This is a genomic window from Ideonella sp., assembly GCF_041918995.1.
Taxonomy (GTDB): Bacteria; Pseudomonadota; Gammaproteobacteria; order Burkholderiales; family Burkholderiaceae_C; genus Ideonella.
In genome coordinates, this window is the sequence record NZ_JAYRUN010000008.1 from 90,860 (window position 1) to 109,450 (window position 18,591).

At 73.8% G+C, this 18,591-nt stretch carries 17 protein-coding genes; 9 read left to right on the forward strand and 8 right to left on the reverse strand.

Going from position 1 to position 18,591, the window contains the following annotated elements; genetic code table 11:
• Nucleotides 1-23: 23 nt before the first annotated feature.
• The 4 genes from ACE3UN_RS09035 to ACE3UN_RS09050 form a co-directional block, all read right to left on the reverse strand.
• On the reverse strand, nucleotides 24-668 hold the full coding sequence (locus ACE3UN_RS09035) for a glutathione S-transferase family protein (RefSeq protein ID WP_374674599.1): 645 nt from the start codon (nucleotides 666-668) through the stop codon (nucleotides 24-26).
• A gap of 2 nt (nucleotides 669-670) precedes the next feature.
• Nucleotides 671-1,309 carry a hypothetical protein gene (locus ACE3UN_RS09040; protein WP_374674600.1) on the reverse strand — a complete coding sequence of 213 codons (639 nt, stop codon included), beginning with the start codon at nucleotides 1,307-1,309 and terminating at the stop codon, nucleotides 671-673.
• Between the two features lie 110 nt (nucleotides 1,310-1,419).
• Entirely contained in the window at nucleotides 1,420-2,313 is an 894-nt protein-coding gene (locus ACE3UN_RS09045; protein ID WP_374674601.1) for an EamA family transporter, read from the reverse strand.
• Between the two features lie 146 nt (nucleotides 2,314-2,459).
• Nucleotides 2,460-3,599 carry a choice-of-anchor tandem repeat GloVer-containing protein gene (locus tag ACE3UN_RS09050; RefSeq protein ID WP_374674602.1) on the reverse strand — a complete coding sequence of 380 codons (1,140 nt, stop codon included), beginning with the start codon at nucleotides 3,597-3,599 and terminating at the stop codon, nucleotides 2,460-2,462.
• A gap of 99 nt (nucleotides 3,600-3,698) precedes the next feature.
• Between ACE3UN_RS09050 and ACE3UN_RS09055 the strand changes: the two genes are divergently transcribed.
• Nucleotides 3,699-4,745, forward strand: a complete 1,047-nt coding sequence (locus ACE3UN_RS09055) for an asparaginase (protein WP_374674603.1) — start codon at nucleotides 3,699-3,701, stop codon at nucleotides 4,743-4,745.
• 24 nt (nucleotides 4,746-4,769) lie between these two features.
• On the opposite strand, the gene ACE3UN_RS09060 is transcribed toward ACE3UN_RS09055, so the two are convergent.
• On the reverse strand, nucleotides 4,770-5,399 hold the full coding sequence (locus ACE3UN_RS09060) for a hypothetical protein (RefSeq protein WP_374674604.1): 630 nt from the start codon (nucleotides 5,397-5,399) through the stop codon (nucleotides 4,770-4,772).
• A 94-nt stretch (nucleotides 5,400-5,493) separates the two neighbouring features.
• Between ACE3UN_RS09060 and ACE3UN_RS09065 the strand changes: the two genes are divergently transcribed.
• On the forward strand, nucleotides 5,494-6,819 hold the full coding sequence (locus tag ACE3UN_RS09065) for a winged helix-turn-helix domain-containing protein (RefSeq protein ID WP_374674605.1): 1,326 nt from the start codon (nucleotides 5,494-5,496) through the stop codon (nucleotides 6,817-6,819).
• A 6-nt stretch (nucleotides 6,820-6,825) separates the two neighbouring features.
• Here ACE3UN_RS09065 and ACE3UN_RS09070 read toward each other — a convergent pair whose 3' ends face one another.
• Nucleotides 6,826-8,391 (reverse strand): methyl-accepting chemotaxis protein, encoded by a 1,566-nt coding sequence (locus ACE3UN_RS09070; protein WP_374674606.1) that lies wholly within the window; start codon nucleotides 8,389-8,391, stop codon nucleotides 6,826-6,828.
• Nucleotides 8,392-8,541: 150 nt separating this feature from the next.
• The gene (gene hutH / locus ACE3UN_RS09075; RefSeq protein WP_374674607.1) at nucleotides 8,542-10,167 is read right to left on the reverse strand and encodes a histidine ammonia-lyase; all 1,626 of its coding nucleotides are present in this window, start codon (nucleotides 10,165-10,167) and stop codon (nucleotides 8,542-8,544) included.
• Between the two features lie 32 nt (nucleotides 10,168-10,199).
• Here hutH and ACE3UN_RS09080 point away from each other — a divergent pair, with 32 nt between their 5' ends.
• The gene (locus tag ACE3UN_RS09080; RefSeq protein ID WP_374674608.1) at nucleotides 10,200-11,423 is read left to right on the forward strand and encodes a DUF4185 domain-containing protein; all 1,224 of its coding nucleotides are present in this window, start codon (nucleotides 10,200-10,202) and stop codon (nucleotides 11,421-11,423) included.
• Between the two features lie 45 nt (nucleotides 11,424-11,468).
• Here the strand turns inward: ACE3UN_RS09080 and hutU are convergent, their stop codons facing one another.
• On the reverse strand, nucleotides 11,469-13,169 hold the full coding sequence (hutU, locus tag ACE3UN_RS09085) for a urocanate hydratase (RefSeq protein WP_374674609.1): 1,701 nt from the start codon (nucleotides 13,167-13,169) through the stop codon (nucleotides 11,469-11,471).
• A gap of 74 nt (nucleotides 13,170-13,243) precedes the next feature.
• Here hutU and hutC point away from each other — a divergent pair, with 74 nt between their 5' ends.
• The 6 genes from hutC to ACE3UN_RS09115 are packed head-to-tail and all read left to right on the forward strand — an operon-like array spanning nucleotide 13,244 to nucleotide 18,568.
• Nucleotides 13,244-13,960 (forward strand): histidine utilization repressor, encoded by a 717-nt coding sequence (gene hutC, locus ACE3UN_RS09090; RefSeq protein WP_374674610.1) that lies wholly within the window; start codon nucleotides 13,244-13,246, stop codon nucleotides 13,958-13,960.
• Nucleotides 13,957-14,622, forward strand: coding sequence for a HutD family protein (locus ACE3UN_RS09095; RefSeq protein WP_374674611.1), 666 nt, complete (start codon nucleotides 13,957-13,959; stop codon nucleotides 14,620-14,622). Before hutC ends, ACE3UN_RS09095 begins: the two co-directional genes overlap by 4 nt.
• Nucleotides 14,619-15,887, forward strand: a complete 1,269-nt coding sequence (hutI, locus tag ACE3UN_RS09100) for an imidazolonepropionase (protein WP_374674612.1) — start codon at nucleotides 14,619-14,621, stop codon at nucleotides 15,885-15,887. The genes ACE3UN_RS09095 and hutI overlap by 4 nt, the downstream gene beginning before the upstream one ends.
• Before the next feature lie 8 nt (nucleotides 15,888-15,895).
• Nucleotides 15,896-16,714: an N-formylglutamate deformylase gene (gene hutG, locus ACE3UN_RS09105; protein ID WP_374674613.1), complete on the forward strand. Its 819-nt coding sequence runs from the start codon at nucleotides 15,896-15,898 to the stop codon at nucleotides 16,712-16,714.
• Nucleotides 16,711-18,105, forward strand: a complete 1,395-nt coding sequence (locus ACE3UN_RS09110; protein ID WP_374674614.1) for a formimidoylglutamate deiminase — start codon at nucleotides 16,711-16,713, stop codon at nucleotides 18,103-18,105. The genes hutG and ACE3UN_RS09110 overlap by 4 nt, the downstream gene beginning before the upstream one ends.
• A gap of 55 nt (nucleotides 18,106-18,160) precedes the next feature.
• On the forward strand, nucleotides 18,161-18,568 hold the full coding sequence (locus ACE3UN_RS09115) for a DUF805 domain-containing protein (RefSeq protein ID WP_374674615.1): 408 nt from the start codon (nucleotides 18,161-18,163) through the stop codon (nucleotides 18,566-18,568).
• Nucleotides 18,569-18,591: the final 23 nt, after the last annotated feature.

Here is an 18,591-nt window from a genome sequence, read left to right on the forward strand (position 1 = left end):
GTGCGTGGATGGGCAGCGCGGGCTCAGACGGGCTGGCAGGCCGCCGGATCCATCGGCGCCTCACCATGCGGCGCGGCACGGAAGGCCGGCAGGTGCTCGGCCTGGTCGCACCAGGCGCCCAGCGCCGGGAAGGCGGCCGCGTCCAGCGACTGGGGCAGCGCCTGCTGCACGAAGGTCCACACCACGGCCGTGGTGATGCCGGCCTGGTCGATGTGGGCGCTGTCGAACGGATGCCGGCCCACGGCGTCGTCCAGCAGCCGGGCAGCCGCATGCATCTGCATGGCCACGCGGTCGAGCCAGGGTTCGTGCTGCTTCTCGGGCGGGCGCAGGCCGCGCTCGTAGACGATCTGCACCGCCTTCTCGCCCAACGCCAGCGCCAGGCCGATGCGGTGCAGCGCGTGCTGGCGCTCGGGCAGGCGCGGCGGCATCAGACGCCGCTCGGGCGCCGCCAGCGCCTCGGCGTAATCCAGGATGAGGCTCGAATCCATCAGGATCTCGCCATCGTCGCACACCAGTGTGGGCGCCTTGATCACGGGGTTGATGGCGCTGAAATCCTTCATGCCACGGAAGACCGACACGCTGCGGTGCTCGAAGGGCAGCCCCATGAGCTGCAACGAGATGGCCACGCGCCGCACATAGGGCGAATCCAGCATGCCGATCAGTTTCATGTCTAGCTCCTCGGAGTGGATGGGGTGGCAGACGCCGGCAACGCTGCCGGCAGCGGGGCGGCGGGCGGCGCACAGTGGCGCGCCTGGCCCAACCCCTTGAGGTAGGCGCGTCGCACCGCCCCCGCGGCGATGGCGGCAGCCACCTCGCGCGAGTGGCGCTCGGCGCCGGTGAGCTTGCGCACCCAGCTGCGAAACGGAATGAGCCCCTCGGCCGCGCTCTTCAGCGCCCCGGCGGCCGCGCCGCCGAGCTCCTGCGCCCCGCGCTCCAGCAGGCTGGGGTCGGCTTCGGTGGAGGGGCGATCCAGGTCGGGGCCCAGGGCGTCGTCCAGGGCGAGCACCTCCTGCGCGAGCCCGTCGCAGCCCGGCGGCACGGGGGCGTAGGGCGCCCGGCGCGCCGCCTGGAGCACGGGCGGCACGGATGTCTGCATCAGGTTCAGGTCGGCCAGGGGCGAGGTGACGGCGCGTGTGACGGCCTGCTCGGCCGCTGCGGCCCGGGGAGCGGCCGCGCCGTCGCCCACCGCAGCGTCGCCCACCGCCACGGCGCGGGCGGCCGCCTCGTTCGGCGGGGCCCCCTCGTCGGGGCGCGGCGCGGGCGGCGTCGAGGCGCAGCCTGCGCACAGCAAGGTGGCGGAAGTCAGCATGGCGAGTACGCGTGTCATCGCAGGGAAGGCATCTGGCATGCCCGGGTGGAACACGGGTCGATCATCCGCTGCACGGCAGCCGCGTCAAGCCGCCGCGTCAAGGTGGGGGGTCAGCCCGCCGCCAACGCCACCACGCCCGCGGCCATGAGGGCCGCGCCGGCCAGCCGCCAGCCGCGGTCCGCCTCGCCCAGCAGCCGGCCGCCGATGAGCGCCGCGAAGAGCATGGAGACCTCCCGCGCGGGCGCCACATGCGACAGCGGCGCCTGCTGCGCGGCATACAGCACCAGCACATAGGCCAGCGGGCTGATCACCGCCATGAGCACCGCATGGCGCCACTGCGTCGCCCAGGCGGCGCGCCAGCCGTCCCGGTCGCGCCACACGGCCGGCAGCATGAAGGGGATGCGCGCCGCATTGCCCAGGTAGTCGATGAGGATGGGCGACATCAGCAGCACCTTCACCGCGTAGCCGTCGATCAGCGTATAGCCTGCGATGAGCACGCCGGTGAGCGCCCCCCAGGCGATGCCGGCGCGCACACGGGCGCGCTGATGGGGGTCATGCCCGCCATCGTGCGCCTTGCGCCACAGCGACGGCCCGCCCGCGATCAGCCAGATGCCGCCGACGATGCCGGCCAGGCCGGCCAGGCCCACCGCGGTGGGCCACTCCGACAGCAGCAGCATCGCGCCCACCGCGCTGAGCAGCGGCCCCGTGCCGCGTGCGACGGGGTACACCACGGTGAGATCCGATTCGCGGTAGCCCTTGAGCAGCACGTTGAAGTACACCAGGTGCACCAGCGCGCTGGCCAGGATGAAGCCCCACTCGGTCAGGCCCCAGTGCGGCACATCCTGCCATGCCAGCCACAGGCCCAGCGGGGCCCACAGCAGCACGATGAGCACCGCGCCCATGAGCACGAAGTGGTGGTTGCCGCCCGCCTTCTTGGCGGCCACGTTCCAGGCCGCATGCAACAGGGCAGCCAGCAGCACGAGGCCGAGCGCAGTCCATGACATGCGGCGGCATTGTGCCCACCGCCGCGTGGTGTTCAGCCGGGCAGCAGCGTCAGCGAGAAGACGGCACCGGCACTGCGCGGCGCCTCGCCATCGAAGGTGCCGTGGAGCCGCCCATCGCTGCCCTGCGACAGGCCGCTCTTGTAGACCTACTGGTCATGCGCGGCGAAGGCGTGCACCGGCTGCATGCCGCCACTGGGGCTGTAGCGGTAGATGCTGCCGCTGCCCTCACGGCTGCCGATCCGGGTGACGCCATAGATGCTGCCGTCCGAGGTGGCCACCAAGGCGCCCTCCGGCCCCTTGCCGACGCGCGGCTGCTCGCCTGAGAAGCTGTGCAGCTGGGTGTAGACGCCATCCAGCGTGATGCGGTAAAGCAGGCCGGTACCCCATCGCCCGCTGGCGAAGCAGGTGCCGTACAAGGCGCCATCGGCGCCCTGCACGAGGGCAGAGGTCGGGACGTCGCCCTGCGCGCCGCCGGCGAAGTGATGGACCACGGCGAAGCTGCCGTCCAGGCCAAGCCGGAAGACGATGCCGTCATCCGCCGTGCCTCCAAAGGGCGTGACGCCCCACAGCCCGCCGTCGCTGGCCTGGACCAGCTCGGTGCCGATGCGCGCACCGTCGCCGGGGCCGCGGCGGAACACGTGCATGTCCGTGACCTCCCCGTCCGGCGCGACCCGGTAGACGGTGCCGTTGCCGCCCACGCCACCGTAGCCGGTGGTGCCATAGAAGTGGCCGTCCGAGGCGAGGATGAGGCCGGCCTCGGGGTTGGTGCCGGTGGCCGAGCCCTCACCGAACCGGTGGACCGTGCTGAAGCGCCCGCCGCGCCGGTAGCGGAAGAGGGTTCCCTTGCCCACGGAGCCGTTGCCCTGGTCGATGCCGCCGCCGAAGACCGTGCCCCACAGGTCGCCATCGGGCCCCTGCACCAGGCGGTGCCCGGGCGTCGCGCTCACATAGTCGCCGAATCCGCCCTTCGTGCCCTTGAAGCTGTGCATCGTGCGGATGCGCCCCTGCGGCGTCATCGCGTAGATGGTGCCGAAGCCCAGCTCGCCGCCTTCATTGGTGGTGCCCCACAGCAGCCCGTCGGCCATCTGCACCGGGGGCGACATGGGCGACGCGCCGCCGGCGTCGGGCGAGGCATGGTCGAACGTGTGCAAGGTGCGGTAGACCGCGGGCCGCTTGTCGGCCGGGCGGGGCAGGGCGGCGGCCCAGGGCGCCGCCCCGGCGAGGGCGGCGCCGGCGGCGCCCTGCAGCAGACGGCGCCGGGTGTCGGATGCGAGGGTGTGGGCCATGGCAGGTGCAAGGTGGCGTGAAGAGGATGGCGATGCTAACGACGCGGATGGGCCGGCGCCATGCCCACCCCGCGCGGCGCAGGCCGCTAGCATGCCGGCATGAACCCCATCCTCGTGAACGTGCGGCGCGGCGGCCAGGTCGAATCCTTCCATCGCGGCGCGCTGGCCATCGTGGACGCCGATGGCGCCGTGCACACCGCCCTCGGCGACATCGACCGGCCCGTGTTCCCGCGCTCGGCCGTGAAGGGCCTGCAGGCGCTGCCGCTGGTGGCCAGTGGCGCCGCCGAGGCTTTCGGGCTGGATGACGAGGCGCTGGCCCTGGCCTGCGCCTCGCACAACGGCGAGCCGGCCCACGCCGCGACCGCCGCGCGCATGCTGCGGGCCGCCGGGCTGGGGCCCGAGGCGCTGGAATGCGGTGCCCACTGGCCCTACCACGACGTCAGCGGCCGCGCGCTGGCGGCCGCTGGCGCCACGCCCACCGCACTGCACAACAACTGCTCGGGCAAGCACGCCGGCTTCGTCTGCCTGGGCTGCCTGATGGCGGCTGCGCAGGGGCAGGATCCGGCCGCCTTCGTGCACGGCTACGTCCGCCCCGACCACCCCGTGATGCGCGAGGTGGGCGCCGCCCTGCAGGCGGCCACGGGGTGCGACCTGGCGCGATCGCCGGTGGGCACGGACGGCTGCTCCATCCCCACCTTCGCCATCCCGCTGCGCCAGCTGGCGCTGGGCTTCGCGCGCTTCGGCACGGGCCTGGGCCTCTCACCCGCCCATGCACAGGCCGCGGCACGGCTGCGCCGCGCGGTGGCCGCGGCGCCGTTCATGGTGGCCGGCACCGGCCGCTTCGACACGGTGGTGATGGACCACTACCGCGAGCGGGTGTTCTGCAAGGTGGGGGCCGAAGGGGTGTACTGCGCCGCCCTGCCCTCCCACGGCCTGGGCGTGGCCATCAAGATGGACGACGGCAACAACGCGCGTGCCGTGGAGCTGGTGATGGCCGCGGCGCTGCACGCGCTGGAGAAAAAAAACGAGGCCGACGAGACGCTGCTCGCCGGCCTGGCGCCCGTGCGCCTGAACAACTGGAACGGGATCGAGGTGGGGCAGATCCAGCCCGCGCCGGCGCTCACCGACGCGCTGCCCCGCGGCTGAGGGAACGGAAAGCGGGGCCCGGGCTCAGCGGGCCGTCACGGGGGCGGCATCCACCCGCAGGGTGAGCGACGCGCCGCTGCCGGCCGTCTGCCACTGGCCCTGCGAGGTGGTGGTGGTGACCATGCTGCCCTTCTTGGCAAAGGTCCACACCGGGTCCACGAACGGCGGTGACATCGACTCGGCCACCACCCAGTAGTTCCGGCCGGCCTGCAGCAGCGGGCCGCTGCGGGTGTCGAAGCGCTGCTCCACCGGGTTCCAGCCCAGCGTCTGCACGCGGCTGTCCCACTGCTCCAGCACCACGCCGCTGGGTTTCGTCTCGCTGCCGCCCTCGTCGAGCGCATCGGTCTGCAGCGTCACGCGGATGCGCTTGCGCATGGTGTCGCTGTTGTTCATGAGCCAGAGGCCGATGCGGGCCAGCCGCATGTCGCTGCCGGCGGCCACGGTGAAGCGGGCGCCCACCGCCTGCTCGGCGAACACGTCGAAGCCATTGGTGCCGAACAGGCCGCCCGGGCCGGCGGTGTCGACGATGGGCTGGGTCTTGGTCCAGCCGGTGGTCTGGACGCTGTCGGCAGCGAAGGCAGGGGCACCAGCGGCCAGCAGGCCGGCCGCCGCCAGGGCGCTGATGAGCAGCAGGGATGGAATGCGCAGGTTCATGGTCGGGCTCTCCTGGAATCCTGAAATGGGGTGCGACGCATCCTAGTGAAGCCGACTGTGGCAAGCTTGATCGGATCCTGACGAACCCACCCCCATGCCCCCTGCCCCCACGGCACCGCGCCGCCTGACCCTGGACGACGCCGGATTTCCGCTGGCCGAGGGCCAGCCCCTGGAACTGCCGCCCAAGGAGCGCGCCGTGCTGGCGCTGCTGCTGCGTCGCCACCCCTCGGTGGTGAGCAAGCATGATTTCGCGGCCGCGGCCTGGGGCGGCGACATGTCCGACGAGAGCCTGGCGCGCTGCATCAGCCGCCTGCGCCGGGCCCTGGGCCCGCTGGGCTGGCAGGTGGCCTCGGTGTATGGCACGGGCTATCGGCTGGACGCCATGGCGCCCGTCGCGGCCGACTCGCCGCCGGGCACGTCGGCCGCCCACCCGCGCCTGGCCCCTGCCACGCAGGCCCGCCCGGCCACCGTGGACGCCTACCTGCATGCCCGGCAGCTGGCGCAGCAGCGCACCCCCGTGGCGGTGGCCCGCGCCATCGGCCTGCTGCGGGCGCTGGTCGACCAGGAGCCCGGCTACACGCCGGCCAGCGTGGCACTGGCCGATGCCCTGGGGGCGGCCATCGGCTGGGGCCAGCTGCCCACGGGGCCGGCGGTGGACGAGGGACTCGGCGTGCTGGACCGCGCCGCCGCCATCGACCCCGACACGCCCGGCCTGCACAGCGCGCGCGGCTCGCTGCTGGACGTGGCCTGGCGTTTCGACGAGGCCGCCGCCGCCCATGCGCGCGCCCTGGCGCGCGGGCCGCACGACCCGGACACCCTGCTCATGCACGCCCGCCACCTGCTGATGCGCGGCGAGGCCGAGCACGCCGTGCGCCAACTGCGCGCGGCGCTCGCCCTGTCGCCGCACACGCCGCTGCTGCGCATGACGCTGGCGCGCGCGCTGGTGCAGGCCGGCCGGGGCGCCGAGGCGGTGGCCGAGGCCGATGCCGCGCGAGACGACCACCCCGGCCAGCTGCTGCTGGCGGCCTTCTCCTTGGCGATACGTGCCATGGCGGCACCTGGGCCGGAGCTGGAGGCCCCCGCCTGGCGCCTGGCCGACGGCGCGGACACGCCGCCCTTCGTGTGGACGGTGTTGTCCTTCGTGCTGGCCCGGCTCGACCGGCGGGACGCGGCGCTGGACATCATCGACGCCGCGCTGATCTGCTCGCGCACCAGCAGCGGCGAGGCCACGCTCTACGCCGCGCCTCTCGCCTGCCTGGGCGACACCGACCGCGCGGCCGCCTTGCTGCAGCAGGCGGCCGACGACGGCTGCGGCATGCTGGCCATGGTGCTGCGCGATCCGGCCCATGCTGGCTGGCTGCCGGGCCACCCGGTGGGCCGCGCGTTGCTGATGCGCGTGTTCGGCGCCCCGGCCGGCTGAGCCGGCTCAGGCGTGCGGCTCGCGGGTGCGGAAGATCTGCACCGCGCGCACCAGCGTATCGGCCCGCCCGTGCAGCGACACGCAGGCGGCCGAGGTCTGCTCGGCGAGCGCGGCGTTGTGCTGGGTGGCCTGCTCGATGCCGTTGACCGACGCGTTGACCTCGCCCACGCCCTGGTGCTGCTCGGCCGTCGCACGCGAGATCTCGCGCACCAGGCGGCCCACGTCCTCCACGGAACGCACCACGTCGCGGATCACCTCGGCCGCTGAGCTGACCCGCTCGACGCCGGTGTGGATGCTCTGCACGGCGTCGGTGATCAGCCCCTTGATCTCGTGGGCAGAGCTGCCCGACTGGTGGGCCAGCGTGCGCACATCGGCCGCCACCACGGCGAAGCCGCGGCCCTGGTCGCCCGCCCGCGCGGCCTCGACCGCCGCGTTGAGCGAGAGGATGTTGGTCTGGAAGGCAATGCGTTCGATCACCTGGATCACCTCGGCGACGCGGCGGCTGGATCCCTCGATGGCCTGCATGGCCGCCACGAGCGCCTGTACCTCGTCGCCGCCGCGCGTGGCGACACGGCAGGCCTGCTGCGCCGTGGACTCGACCTGCGCGGCCGTGGCGGCCGTGCTCTGCACCGCCTGGTGGATCTGCTCCATGGCGCTGGCGGTGCGCTGCACGCTGGCGGACTGGGCCTCGGTGCGATGCGACAGGTCCACGCTGCCGGCGGCGATATCGCCCGCGGCGCGCTTGACGCCACGCACCTCGTGCCGCACGTCGTCCACGATGGCCTGCATGTTCAGGTTCACCAGCCAGATCAGGCGCATCAGCTGCCCGAGCGGATGGCGGTTGTCGAAGCGCACCTGACCGCCCAGGTTGCAGCCGGCGATCTGAGCCGCCAGGGCGGCGCACGCGTCCACGCGTCGGGTGACGGAGTGGTGGAACCACGCCAGCAGAGCCACCGCGCCCGTGGCCAGCACGCCACCCGTGGCCCAGCCGTTCGCCGAACCGGCCACGCCACTGGCCGCCACCGCCGCCGCCATGGCGCCCACCGCGGTCAGCGCCACGGCCAGGCGGTGGGTGAGCGACAGGCGGAACAGGCGGTAGGGCCAGTCGGCCAGGCCCACCTTGCGCACGCCGCCCGCATGCAGCCGCAGTGCAGGCGACTGCTCGCGCACCGCCAGGCGGCCGTACAGCGCCTCGGCCTCGCGCACCTCGTCGCGGGTGGGGCGCGTGCGCACCGACATGTAGCCCACCGGCTTGCCGTCGCGCATCACGGGGGTCACGTTGGCGCGCACCCAGTAGTGGTCGCCGTTCTTGCAGCGGTTCTTCACCACGGCCGACCACGGGCGGCCCCGGCCCACCGTGGCCCACAGGTCGCGGAAGGCCTCGGCCGGCATGTCAGGGTGCCGCACGATGCTGTGCGGCTGGCCCAGCAGCTCGTCCAGCGCGAAACCGCTGACCTCGATGAAATCAGCGTTGCAGTGCGTGATGCGCCCCTGCGCATCGGTGGTGGAGACCAAGGTCTGGCCATCGCGGAGCGCGCGCTCGCGCTGGGTGACCGGGAGATTGACCCTCATAAGAAGTACTACAGATGCCGCTTTGTTGTGATGGCCGCATCTTCGGCACGGGCGCGCTCGCCCATCGGGTCAATAACAAATCGCGTGACCTATCTCAAGACGCCACTCGATAGCGAATAAATGCGACCGATCCTGTGCTTGGCGCGGCACTCAGGCGGGGATCCACAGGGCCGGCAGGTCCGGCAGCGCGCGGAACACGGCCGACAGCGCCCCCCCGGTGACCAGCGCGGTCGCGCGCTCGATGTCCGGCGCCAGGTAGCGGTCGGTGGGGATGCTGGGCACGCGCGTGCGCAACAGGGCATGCGCCTGCTCCAGCGCCGGGGAGCTGGCCAGCGGGCGCAGGAACTCGATCCCCTGGGCCGCAGCCAGCAGCTCGATGCCCAGGATGTGCGCGACGTTCTGGATCATGGGCTGCAGGCGCCGCGCCGCGAAGGTGGCCATGGAGACATGGTCCTCCTGGTTGGCGCTGGTGGGCAGGCTGTCCACGCTGGCCGGGTGGGCCAGGCTCTTGTTCTCGCTGGCCAGGGCGGCGGCCGTCACATGGGCGATCATGAAACCGCTGTTCAGGCCGGCGTTCTCGGTGAGGAAGGGCGGCAGGCGCGAGACGCTCGCGTCGATGAGCATGGCGATGCGGCGCTCGGCGATGGCGCCCACCTCCGCGATGGCCACCGCCATGGCGTCGGCCGCCAGGGCCACGGGCTCGGCGTGGAAGTTGCCGCCGGAAATCATGGAGCCGTCGGCCGCGAACACCAGCGGGTTGTCGGTGACGGCGTTGGCCTCGCGCACCAGCACCAGCGCGGCATGGCGCAGCTGGTCCAGGCAGGCGCCCACCACCTGCGGCTGGCAGCGCAGGCAGTACGGGTCCTGCACCCGGTCGTCGCCGTCCAGCATCTGGCTATGCCAGGGCTGGGAATCCCCCCCGGGGGGCGACCGGCGCGCAGCGTCGGTCTCGGGGCGCATGTGCACGTGGCTGGCGCGGATGGCGCTGCCGGCCAGCAGCGCGCGGTAGTACTGCGCCACGTCGATCTGGCCCGGCTGGCCGCGCAGGGCGTGGATGCGCGGGTCGAAGGGGCCGTCGCTGCCGCGCGCCGCGTCCACCGTGAGCGCGCCCACCACGAGCGCCGATTCGAGCACCGGCTCGAAGCTGAGGAAGGCGTGCAGTGCCAGCGCCGTGCTGGTCTGCGTGCCGTTGATGAGCGCCAGGCCCTCCTTGGCCTCCAGCGTCAGCGGGGGGATGCCGGCCTCGGCCAGCACATGGGCCGCGGGCACCCGGCGGTCGCCGGCCCACATCTCGCCCTCGCCCAGCAGCGCCAGCGTCATGTGCGACAGCGGCGCCAGGTCGCCCGAGGCGCCCACCGAGCCCTGGCTGGGCACGTAGGGCACCAGCCCGGCGTTGAACACCGCCAGCAGCGTGTCCACCACCACCTGGCGCACGCCCGAGGCGCCGCGCGCCAGGCTGGCCGCCTTCAGCGCGAGCATGAGCCGCACCACCGCCGGCTGCAGCGGCTCGCCCACGCCCACCGAGTGCGAGCGGATGAGGTTGAGCTGCAGCGTGGCCAGGTCGGCGGTGCTGATGCGCTGGTTGGCCAGCTTGCCAAACCCGGTGTTCACGCCGTAGACGGGCAGATCGGACGCGGCGGCGGCCTGCACCACGGCGGCGCTGGCGGCGATGGCGCCGCGTGCGGCGTCGGCGAGCTGCAGGGTGACGCCGCCCGCGTGGATGGCCTGGAGCTGCTCCAGCGTCAGCTGGCCGGGGGTGAGGGTCAGTGCGGTCATGGGTTCCAGGCCTCCGTGGCTATGATCGGACGATGCGTAAACAACTGCTTGCAATCAGGGTGCGCCGCCTCGTGGCGGCGTGTGGGGTGGCCTGCGTGGCCGGCCTGGGCGCCACCGGCGCCGCCGCGGCCGACATCGTCCCCTGGAGCGGCGTCGCCGCGCCGGAGTGGACGGCCCTGTTCGACACCCCCTACGGCACGGCCGACGGCTGGGCCGGCGCCGACGGGCTCTATCCCATCCCGCTGGACGGCGTGGAATCGCTGGGCGCGGGTGCCCGACCCGGGGCACGCACGCTCTGGTGGTTCTCCGACACCTTCGTGGGCGGCACCAACGCCGACGGCAGCCGCATCGGCGGCACCGTGATGGTGAACAACACCACCGCCCTGCAGACGGGCGCGCAGCCGCTGGCCGGCAGCCTGGCGTTCCAGGTGCGGCGCGACGCCAAGGGCGCCGCGCAGTCCATGGTGGTGCCCAAGGGCGTGGACACCTGGTACTGGCCGCAAGACGGCGTGGTGCTCGACGGCCAGGTGCGGCTGTTCGCCTCGCGCATGCAGCGCGGCGACGGCAGCGGCGGCGCCTTCGACTTCGCCCAGGTGGGCGTGGACCTGCTCAGCGCGCCCGCGACGGACGCCGTGCCCTTCCTCGGCGCGTACACCCGCAAGGCCATGCCGCTGTTCGCCAAGGGCGACGGCACGCGGGGCGACATCTACTTCGGCGTGACGGCGATGCCCAATACCGTGGCCGCTGGCGCGCCCCACCCGGACGGCTGGCTGTACGTGTACGGCGTGCGCAGCGACGACCTGAACAAGAAGCTGCTCGTGGCGCGCGTCAAGCCCGGCCAGGTGGCCAACGGCAGCGCCTACCGCTTCTGGAACGGCAGCGAGTGGGTGGCCGACATGCTGCAGTCCGCCCCCATCGCCAACCGCATGGGCGCCGAGCTGAGCGTGACGCCGCTGCCCGACGGCCGCTACCTCGTCACCCACCAGCTCGACACCCTGGGCGCCAAGGTGGTGGTGCGCTACGGCAACTCGCCGGTGGGGCCGTTCGACAAGGCCATCCCGGTGTGGCTGAGCACCGAGAACCAGCTCACCCCCAACACCTTCGTGTACGGCGCGAAGGCGCACGGCCCCATGTCGGCGCCGGGCGAGCTGCTGATCAGCTACCACGTGAACACGAACGACTTCTGGGAGAACTTCCGCGCCGGCGGGTCGGACATCTACCGCCCGCGCTTCGTGCGCGTGCCGCTGCCGCAGTAAGCCCCGCACCTGCGCCGCCCGCCGTCGCCTGCCCACCCGTCCGCCTCAGCGCACCATGGGCAGCTTGAGCCCGTGGCGCTGGGCGCAGGCCAGCGCGGTCTCGTAGCCGGCGTCGGCGTGGCGCATCACGCCGGTGGCCGGGTCGTTCCACAGCACGCGCTCGATGCGGCGGGCCGCCGCGTCGGTGCCGTCGCAGACGATCACCACCCCGGCGTGCTGGGAGTAGCCCATGCCCACCCCGCCGCCGTGGTGCAGGCTCACCCAGGTGGCGCCGCCGGCGGTGTTGAGCAGCGCGTTGAGCAGCGGCCAGTCGGACACCGCGTCGGAGCCGTCCTTCATGGCCTCGGTCTCGCGGTTGGGCGAGGCCACCGAGCCGGAATCCAGGTGGTCGCGGCCGATGACGATGGGCGCCTTCAGTTCCCCCGACTTCACCATCTCGTTGAACGCCAGGCCGGCGCGGTGGCGCTCGCCCAGGCCGATCCAGCAGATGCGCGCCGGCAGGCCCTGGAACGCGATGCGCTCGCCGGCCATGTCCAGCCACTGGTGCAGGTGCGCATCGTCCGGGAACAGCTCCTTCATCTTGGCGTCGGTCTTGCGGATGTCCTCCGGGTCACCCGACAGCGCCACCCAGCGGAACGGCCCCTTGCCCTCGCAGAACAGCGGGCGGATGTAGGCCGGCACGAAGCCGGGGAAGTCGAAGGCGTTCTTCACGCCCGCGTCCAGCGCCACCTGGCGGATGTTGTTGCCGTAGTCCACGGTGGGGATGCCCATGGCGTGGAAATCGAGCATGGCCTGCACGTGCACCGCGCAGCCCCGGGCCGCGGCGGCCCGCAGCCCCGCATGCTGGCTGTCGTCGGCCTGCGCGGCCTGCCACTGCGCCACCGTCCAGCCGGGCGGCAGGTAGCCGTGCACCAGGTCGTGGGCGGAGGTCTGGTCAGTCACCAGGTCGGGCTTCGGGCCGCCGGCGCGTGCGCGGCGCACCAGCTCGGGCAGGATCTCGGCCGCGTTGCCCAGCAGCGCGACGCTCACCGCGCGCCCCTCGGCGGTGTAGCGGGCCAGGCGGGCGAGCGCGTCGTCGAGGTCGGCGGCCTGCTCGTCCACATAGCGGCTGCGCAGGCGGAAGTCGATGCGGCTTTGCTGGCACTCGATGTTCAGCGACGAGAAGCCGGCGAAGCTGGCCGCCAGCGGCTGCGCGCCGCCCATGCCGCCCAGGCCCGCGGTAAGGATCCACTTGCCGGCCGCCTGCCCGCCGAAGTGCTGGCGCGCGGCTTCGGCGAAGGTCTCGTACGTGCCCTGCACGATGCCCTGGCTGCCGATGTAGATCCAGGAGCCGGCCGTCATCTGGCCGTACATCATCAGGCCCTGGCGGTCGAGCGCGTGGAAGTGCTCCCAGGTGGCCCACTTGGGCACCAGGTTGGAGTTGGCCAGCAGCACGCGCGGCGCGTCCACTTGGGTGCGGAACACGCCCACCGGCTTGCCGCTCTGCACCAGCAGGGTCTCGTCCTCGCCCAGCTCGCGCAGCGCGGCCAGGATGGCGTCGAACGCGGCCCAGTCGCGCGCGGCCTTGCCGATGCCACCATAGACCACGAGCGCGTCCGGGTTCTCGGCCACCGCCGGGTCCAGGTTGTTCTGGATCATCCGGTAGGCCGCCTCGGCCAGCCAGTGGCGGCAGTGCAGCGTGGTGCCCGTGGGCGCCTTCACCGGGCGGGGGCCATGGGTGGCAGAACCAGTCAGCGGGGCGTTCATGCGGGGATCCTCCAGTCGCGGTGGGGGCGGATCCTACTTGTCTAGACAGGTACAGGCAAGTAGCATCTTTGCCCATGTCGACGTCCCCGCCCCGGCTGGCGCCCTATGCGCAGGTCAAGCAGTACCTCAAGCAGCGCCTGGCCACGGGCGACTGGCCGCCCGGCCAGCTCATGCCGTCCGAGGCCGAGCTGGTGGCGCAGTTCGGCGTCAGCCGCATGACGGTGAACCGGGCCCTGCGCGAGCTGCAGGCCGAGGGCCTGGTGGACCGGGTGCAGGGCGTGGGCACCTTCGCGGCCGCGCTGCACAAGGTGTCGTCCACCCTCACCCTGCGCGACCTGCACGAGGAGATCGCCGAGCGCGGCCACCGGCACGAGGCCAGCGTGGTGGTGCAGGAGCAGGTGGCCGCCAGCGAGGCGCTCGCCGCGCAGCTGGGCGTGGCGTCGGGGTCGCCGGTCTTCCACACGCTGATCGTGCACCGCGAGAACGGCGTGCCGCTGCAGTGCGAGGACCGCTACGTGAACCCGGCCTGCGCGCCCGGCTACCTGGCGCAGGACTTCTCCCGCACCACGCCCACGCATTACCTGTTCCAGGCCACCGCCCTGTGGCGGGCGCAGTACGCCATCGAGGCGGGCCGTCCCACGGCGGAGGAGGCGCGGCTGCTGGCCATCGCACCGGACGAGCCCTGCCTGATCATCGTGCGCCGCACCTTCAGCACCGAGGCGGCCATCACCCTCGCGCGCCTGGTGCACCCGGGCAGCCGCTACGGCATCGAGGGGCAGTTCACCCCATGAGCCCCGCCCCGGCCATCCACCTCGTCCACCTCGACGAGGTGCTCGCGCAGCCCTGGCGCAACGGCGGCGGCGTGACGCGCGAGCTGCTGGCCTGGTCGCCCGACGGCGCAGGTGCCGAGTGGGCGCTGCGCGTCAGCGTGGCGGACATCGACCGCGACGGGCCGTTCTCCGCTTTCCCCGGCATCGACCGCCATTTCGCCGTGCTCGAGGGTGCCGGGGTGGTGCTGGGTGAGGCGGGCGGCGAGCGGCTGCTGACTGCCGCGGATGCCCCGTGGTCGTTCGACGGCGAGGCCGCACCGGCCTGCCGGCTGCGGCACGGCCCCACCCGCGACCTGAACCTCATGGTGCGGCGTGCCGGCGGGCGCGGCACCCTGGTGCCCGTGGCCGGGCAGGGCCTGGCGCTGGCGGCGGGCCCCGCGTGGCGCGCCGTCTATGCCCGGCAGGCGCTCGTCCTGCGACGGGCCGGTGACGAAGCGCCCTTCGCGCTGCCCGCCCATGCCCTGGCCTGGAGCGCGCACGACGACACCGCATGGCACCTGGCGCCCGCCTCGGCCGGCGAGGCGCCCCCGCCGGTGGGCGCCCCGGCGGGCCTGGCGCTGGCGTGGTGGCCCACCGCGCACGCTGCCCCTGATCTGCCGCCCCCTGACCGGAGCACCGCATGACCGATCTCTCGCCCGCCTGGCGCCGCTGGCGCGGTGGCCGCCTCGCCACCCTGTCCGACGCCCCGGGCACCCCCGCCTATGGCTGGATCCCGGACGGCGAGATCCTCACCCACGGCGACCGCATCGCATGGGTGGGCCCGGCCGACGAGGCCGACGCGGCCTGCCGCGCGCTGCTGCCACCGCACGCGCCCTGCGACACGCAGGACCTGTACGGCGCGCTGGTCACACCCGGCCTCATCGACGCGCACACCCACCTCGTCTACGCGGGCTCGCGGGCGCACGAGTTCGAGCTGCGCCTGCAGGGCGCCAGCTACGAGGACATCGCCCGCGCGGGCGGCGGCATCCGCTCCACGGTGGCGGCCACGCGGGCGGCCAGCGAGGACACGCTGTTCGCGCTGGCCGCGGCCCGGGCGCGGCAGCTCATGGCGGAGGGCGTCACCACGGTGGAGGTGAAGTCGGGCTACGGGCTGTCGGCCGACGACGAAGCCCGCTGCCTGCGCGTGGCGCGGCGGCTGGCGCGCGAGCTGCCGCTCACCGTGCGCACCACCTCGCTGGCCGCGCACGCGCTGCCGCCTGAGTACGAAGGCCGCGCCGACGACTACATCGACGCCGTGTGCCGCTGGCTGCCGGCCTGGCATGCCGAGGGCCTGGTGGACGCGGTGGACGCGTTCTGCGAACGCATCGCCTTCAGCCCCGCCCAGACCGAGCGGGTGTTCCAGGCCGCGCGCGCACTCGGCTTGCCCGTGAAGCTGCATGCCGAGCAGCTCAGCGACAGCGGTGGCGCGGCGCTCGCGGCCCGCCATGGCGCGCTCAGCTGCGACCACCTCGAACACCTCTCGGACGACGGCATCGCGGCGATGGCCCGGGCCGGCACCGTGGCGCTGCTGCTGCCGGGCGCCTACTATTTCCTGCGTGACTCCACCCTGCCGCCGGTGGCTGCCCTGCGGCGCGCCGGCGTGCCCATGGCCATCGCCACCGACCACAACCCCGGCTCCTCGCCCACGCTGTCGCTGCCGCTGATGCTCAACATGGCCTGCACGCTGTTCCGCCTGACGCCCGAGGAGGCCCTGGCCGGGCCCACGCGCCACGCCGCCCGCGCGCTGGGCCTGCACGCCAGCCATGGCCAGCTGCGCGCCGGCCACGTGGCCGACTTCGCCCTGTGGGACGCCGCCCACCCGCGTGAGCTGGCCTACCGCTTCGGCGAGCGCCTGTGCCGCGGGGTGGTGCGCGCCGGTGAGCCGGTGGGCGCCAACGCCTCATCCTGAAAGGCCCCATGGAAGCCCCCGTCTACACGCTGAAGCGCGGCACCCGCCCGCTGCTGGTGAGCGTGCCGCACGCCGGCCGCGACATCCCCGCCTGGCTGGCACCGCGCCTGACCGAGCGCGCCCTCGCGGTGGAGGACACCGACTGGCACCTCGACGCGCTGTACGCCTTCGCCCACGAGGAGCTCGGCGCCAGCCTGCTGGTGCCGCGCTGCTCGCGCTACGTGGTGGACCTGAACCGCCCGCCCGACGACACGCCCATGTACGCCGGCGCCAACAACACCGAGCTGTGCCCCACGCGCCACTTCACCGGCGACGCGCTGTACCGCCCCGGCATGGCGCCCACGCCGGACGAGATGGCCGAGCGCCGCGCCCGCTACTGGCGGCCCTACCACGACGCCCTGGCCGGCGAGCTGGCCCGGCTGCGCGCCGCGCACGGCCACGCGCTGCTGTTCGACGGCCACAGCATCAGGAGCGAGCTGCCCTGGCTGTTCGAGGGCCGGCTGCCCGACCTGAACCTGGGCACCGCGAACGGCGCGAGCTGCACGCCCGCCCTGCGCCAGGCGCTGGCCGAGGTGCTGGCCGGCCAGACGCTGTTCAGCCAGGTGGTGGACGGGCGCTTCAAGGGCGGCCACATCACGCGCCACTACGGCCGGCCGGCGGACGGCGTGCAGGCCGTGCAGCTGGAGATGTGCTGGTCCACCTACATGGCAGAGCAGCCGCCCTACGAGGTGGACGCCGCGCGCGCGGCCCGGCTGCAGCCGGTGCTGCGCGGCCTGCTCGCCGCGATGCTGGCGCACGGTACGCCGGCCACGGGGGCCGGCGCATGAGCACCCCTGCCCTGCGCCTGTGGGCGCCGCGCGCCTGGCTGCCCGGCGGCTGGCGCGACGCCGTGCTGCTGGAGACCGACGGCGCCGGGCGCTGGGCCCGGGTGCAGCCGGACACGCCGCTGCCCGACGACGCGCAGGCCTTGCCCGGCCCCGTGCTGCCGGGCCTGGTGAATGCGCACAGCCACGCGTTCCAGCGCGCCTTCGCCGGCCTGGCCGAGCGGCGCGATGCCGCCGACGACGATTTCTGGAGCTGGCGCGACCGCATGTACCGCGTGGCCGGCGCCATCGACCCGCCGCTGCTGCGCGCCATCGCGGCCCAGCTGTACGACGAGCTGCTCGCCGGGGGCTACACCCAGGTGTGCGAGTTCCACTACCTGCAGCACCAGGCGGACGGCCAGCCCTACGAAGCGCCCATGCCGCTGGTGCAGGCGCTCATCGACGCCGCCGCCGAGACCGGCATCGGCCTGACGGTGCTGCCCGTGCTCTACGAGCGCGCCGGCTTCGACCAGCCCGCCCTGCGCCCCGACCAGGCGCGCTTCCGCCTGGACGCCGATGGCGTGTGGGACACCGCGCGGGCCGTGCAGGCACAAGGCCATGCCCGCCTCAACGCCGGCCTGGCGATCCACTCGCTGCGCGCCGCCTCGCCGGCGGCGATCCGCCGGCTGCAGCGGCTGGCCGACGCCTTCGACGGGCCCATCCACATCCACGTGGCGGAGCAGCCCGCCGAGGTGCGCGACTGCCTGGCCGCCACCGGCCGCCGGCCGGTGGAATGGCTGGTCGAGGAGGGGCTGCTGGACCCCCGCTGGCAGCTGGTGCATGCGACCCACGTGAACCATGCCGAGATCCAGGCCGTGGCCGAGTGCGGCAGCACCGCCGTGATCTGCCCCGGCACCGAGGCCAACCTGGGCGACGGCCTCACCGATCTGCCCACCTGGCTGCAGGCAGGCGTGCCGCTGGCCATCGGCTCGGACAGCCAGGTCACCCGCGACTGGCGCGAGGAACTGCGCTGGCTCGACTACGGCCAGCGCCTGGCGCTGCGGCGGCGCAACGTGGCCGCTTCGCCGCAGACCGGCGAGCCGGCCACCGCCCACCGGCTGTGGTCCACGGCCCTGGTCGGCGGCGCGGTGGCGGCCGGGCAGGCCGCCTGGGGCCTGCACCCGGGCGCACGGGCCGACCTGCTGGTGGCCGACCCGGCGGATGGCGCACTGTGCGGCGTGCCCCGCGGGCACTGGCTCGACGCCCTGGTGTTCTCGGCCCCTGGCCGGCCCTGGCGCGACGTGATGGTGGCCGGGCGCTGGGTGGTGCAGGCGCATGCACAGGCCGGCCGGGCCGAGCGGCAGGCCCGCTTCGCGCAGGCCATGCAGCGGCTGTGGCCGGGCGACGACACCTGAGCACCGGCTGCGCCGCGTCAGCGCCACGCAGGCCGCTGCGTGAAATACTGGCCGCATGACCCCGCCTGCGCCGCCCACCGTGCCGCCTGCCGTGCCGCCTGCCCCCACGCCGCCCTGGGCCGAGCGCATGACGCCCTGGCAGCTCTACGGCGGCCTGCGCGGGCGCCTGAACCGGCGCGACTTCTGGCTCTGGGGGGTGCTGGCCCTGCTGGCGATGGGCATCGTCTTCATGGCCCTGCTGGAGATCGCCGGCCTGTCCGGCGAACGCGCCGAAGAGGTGGCCAACCTGCTCATCGCCTGGCCGGCCATCGCCGTGTCGGTGAAACGCTGGCACGACCGCGACCGCTCCGGCTGGTGGGTGCTGATCGCGCTGGTGCCGCTCATCGGCACGCTCTGGGCGCTGATCGACAACGGCTTCCTGCGCGGCACCGCCGGGCCCAACCGCTTCGGCCCCGCGCCCTGAGACCGCGCGCCGAGACCGCCCGC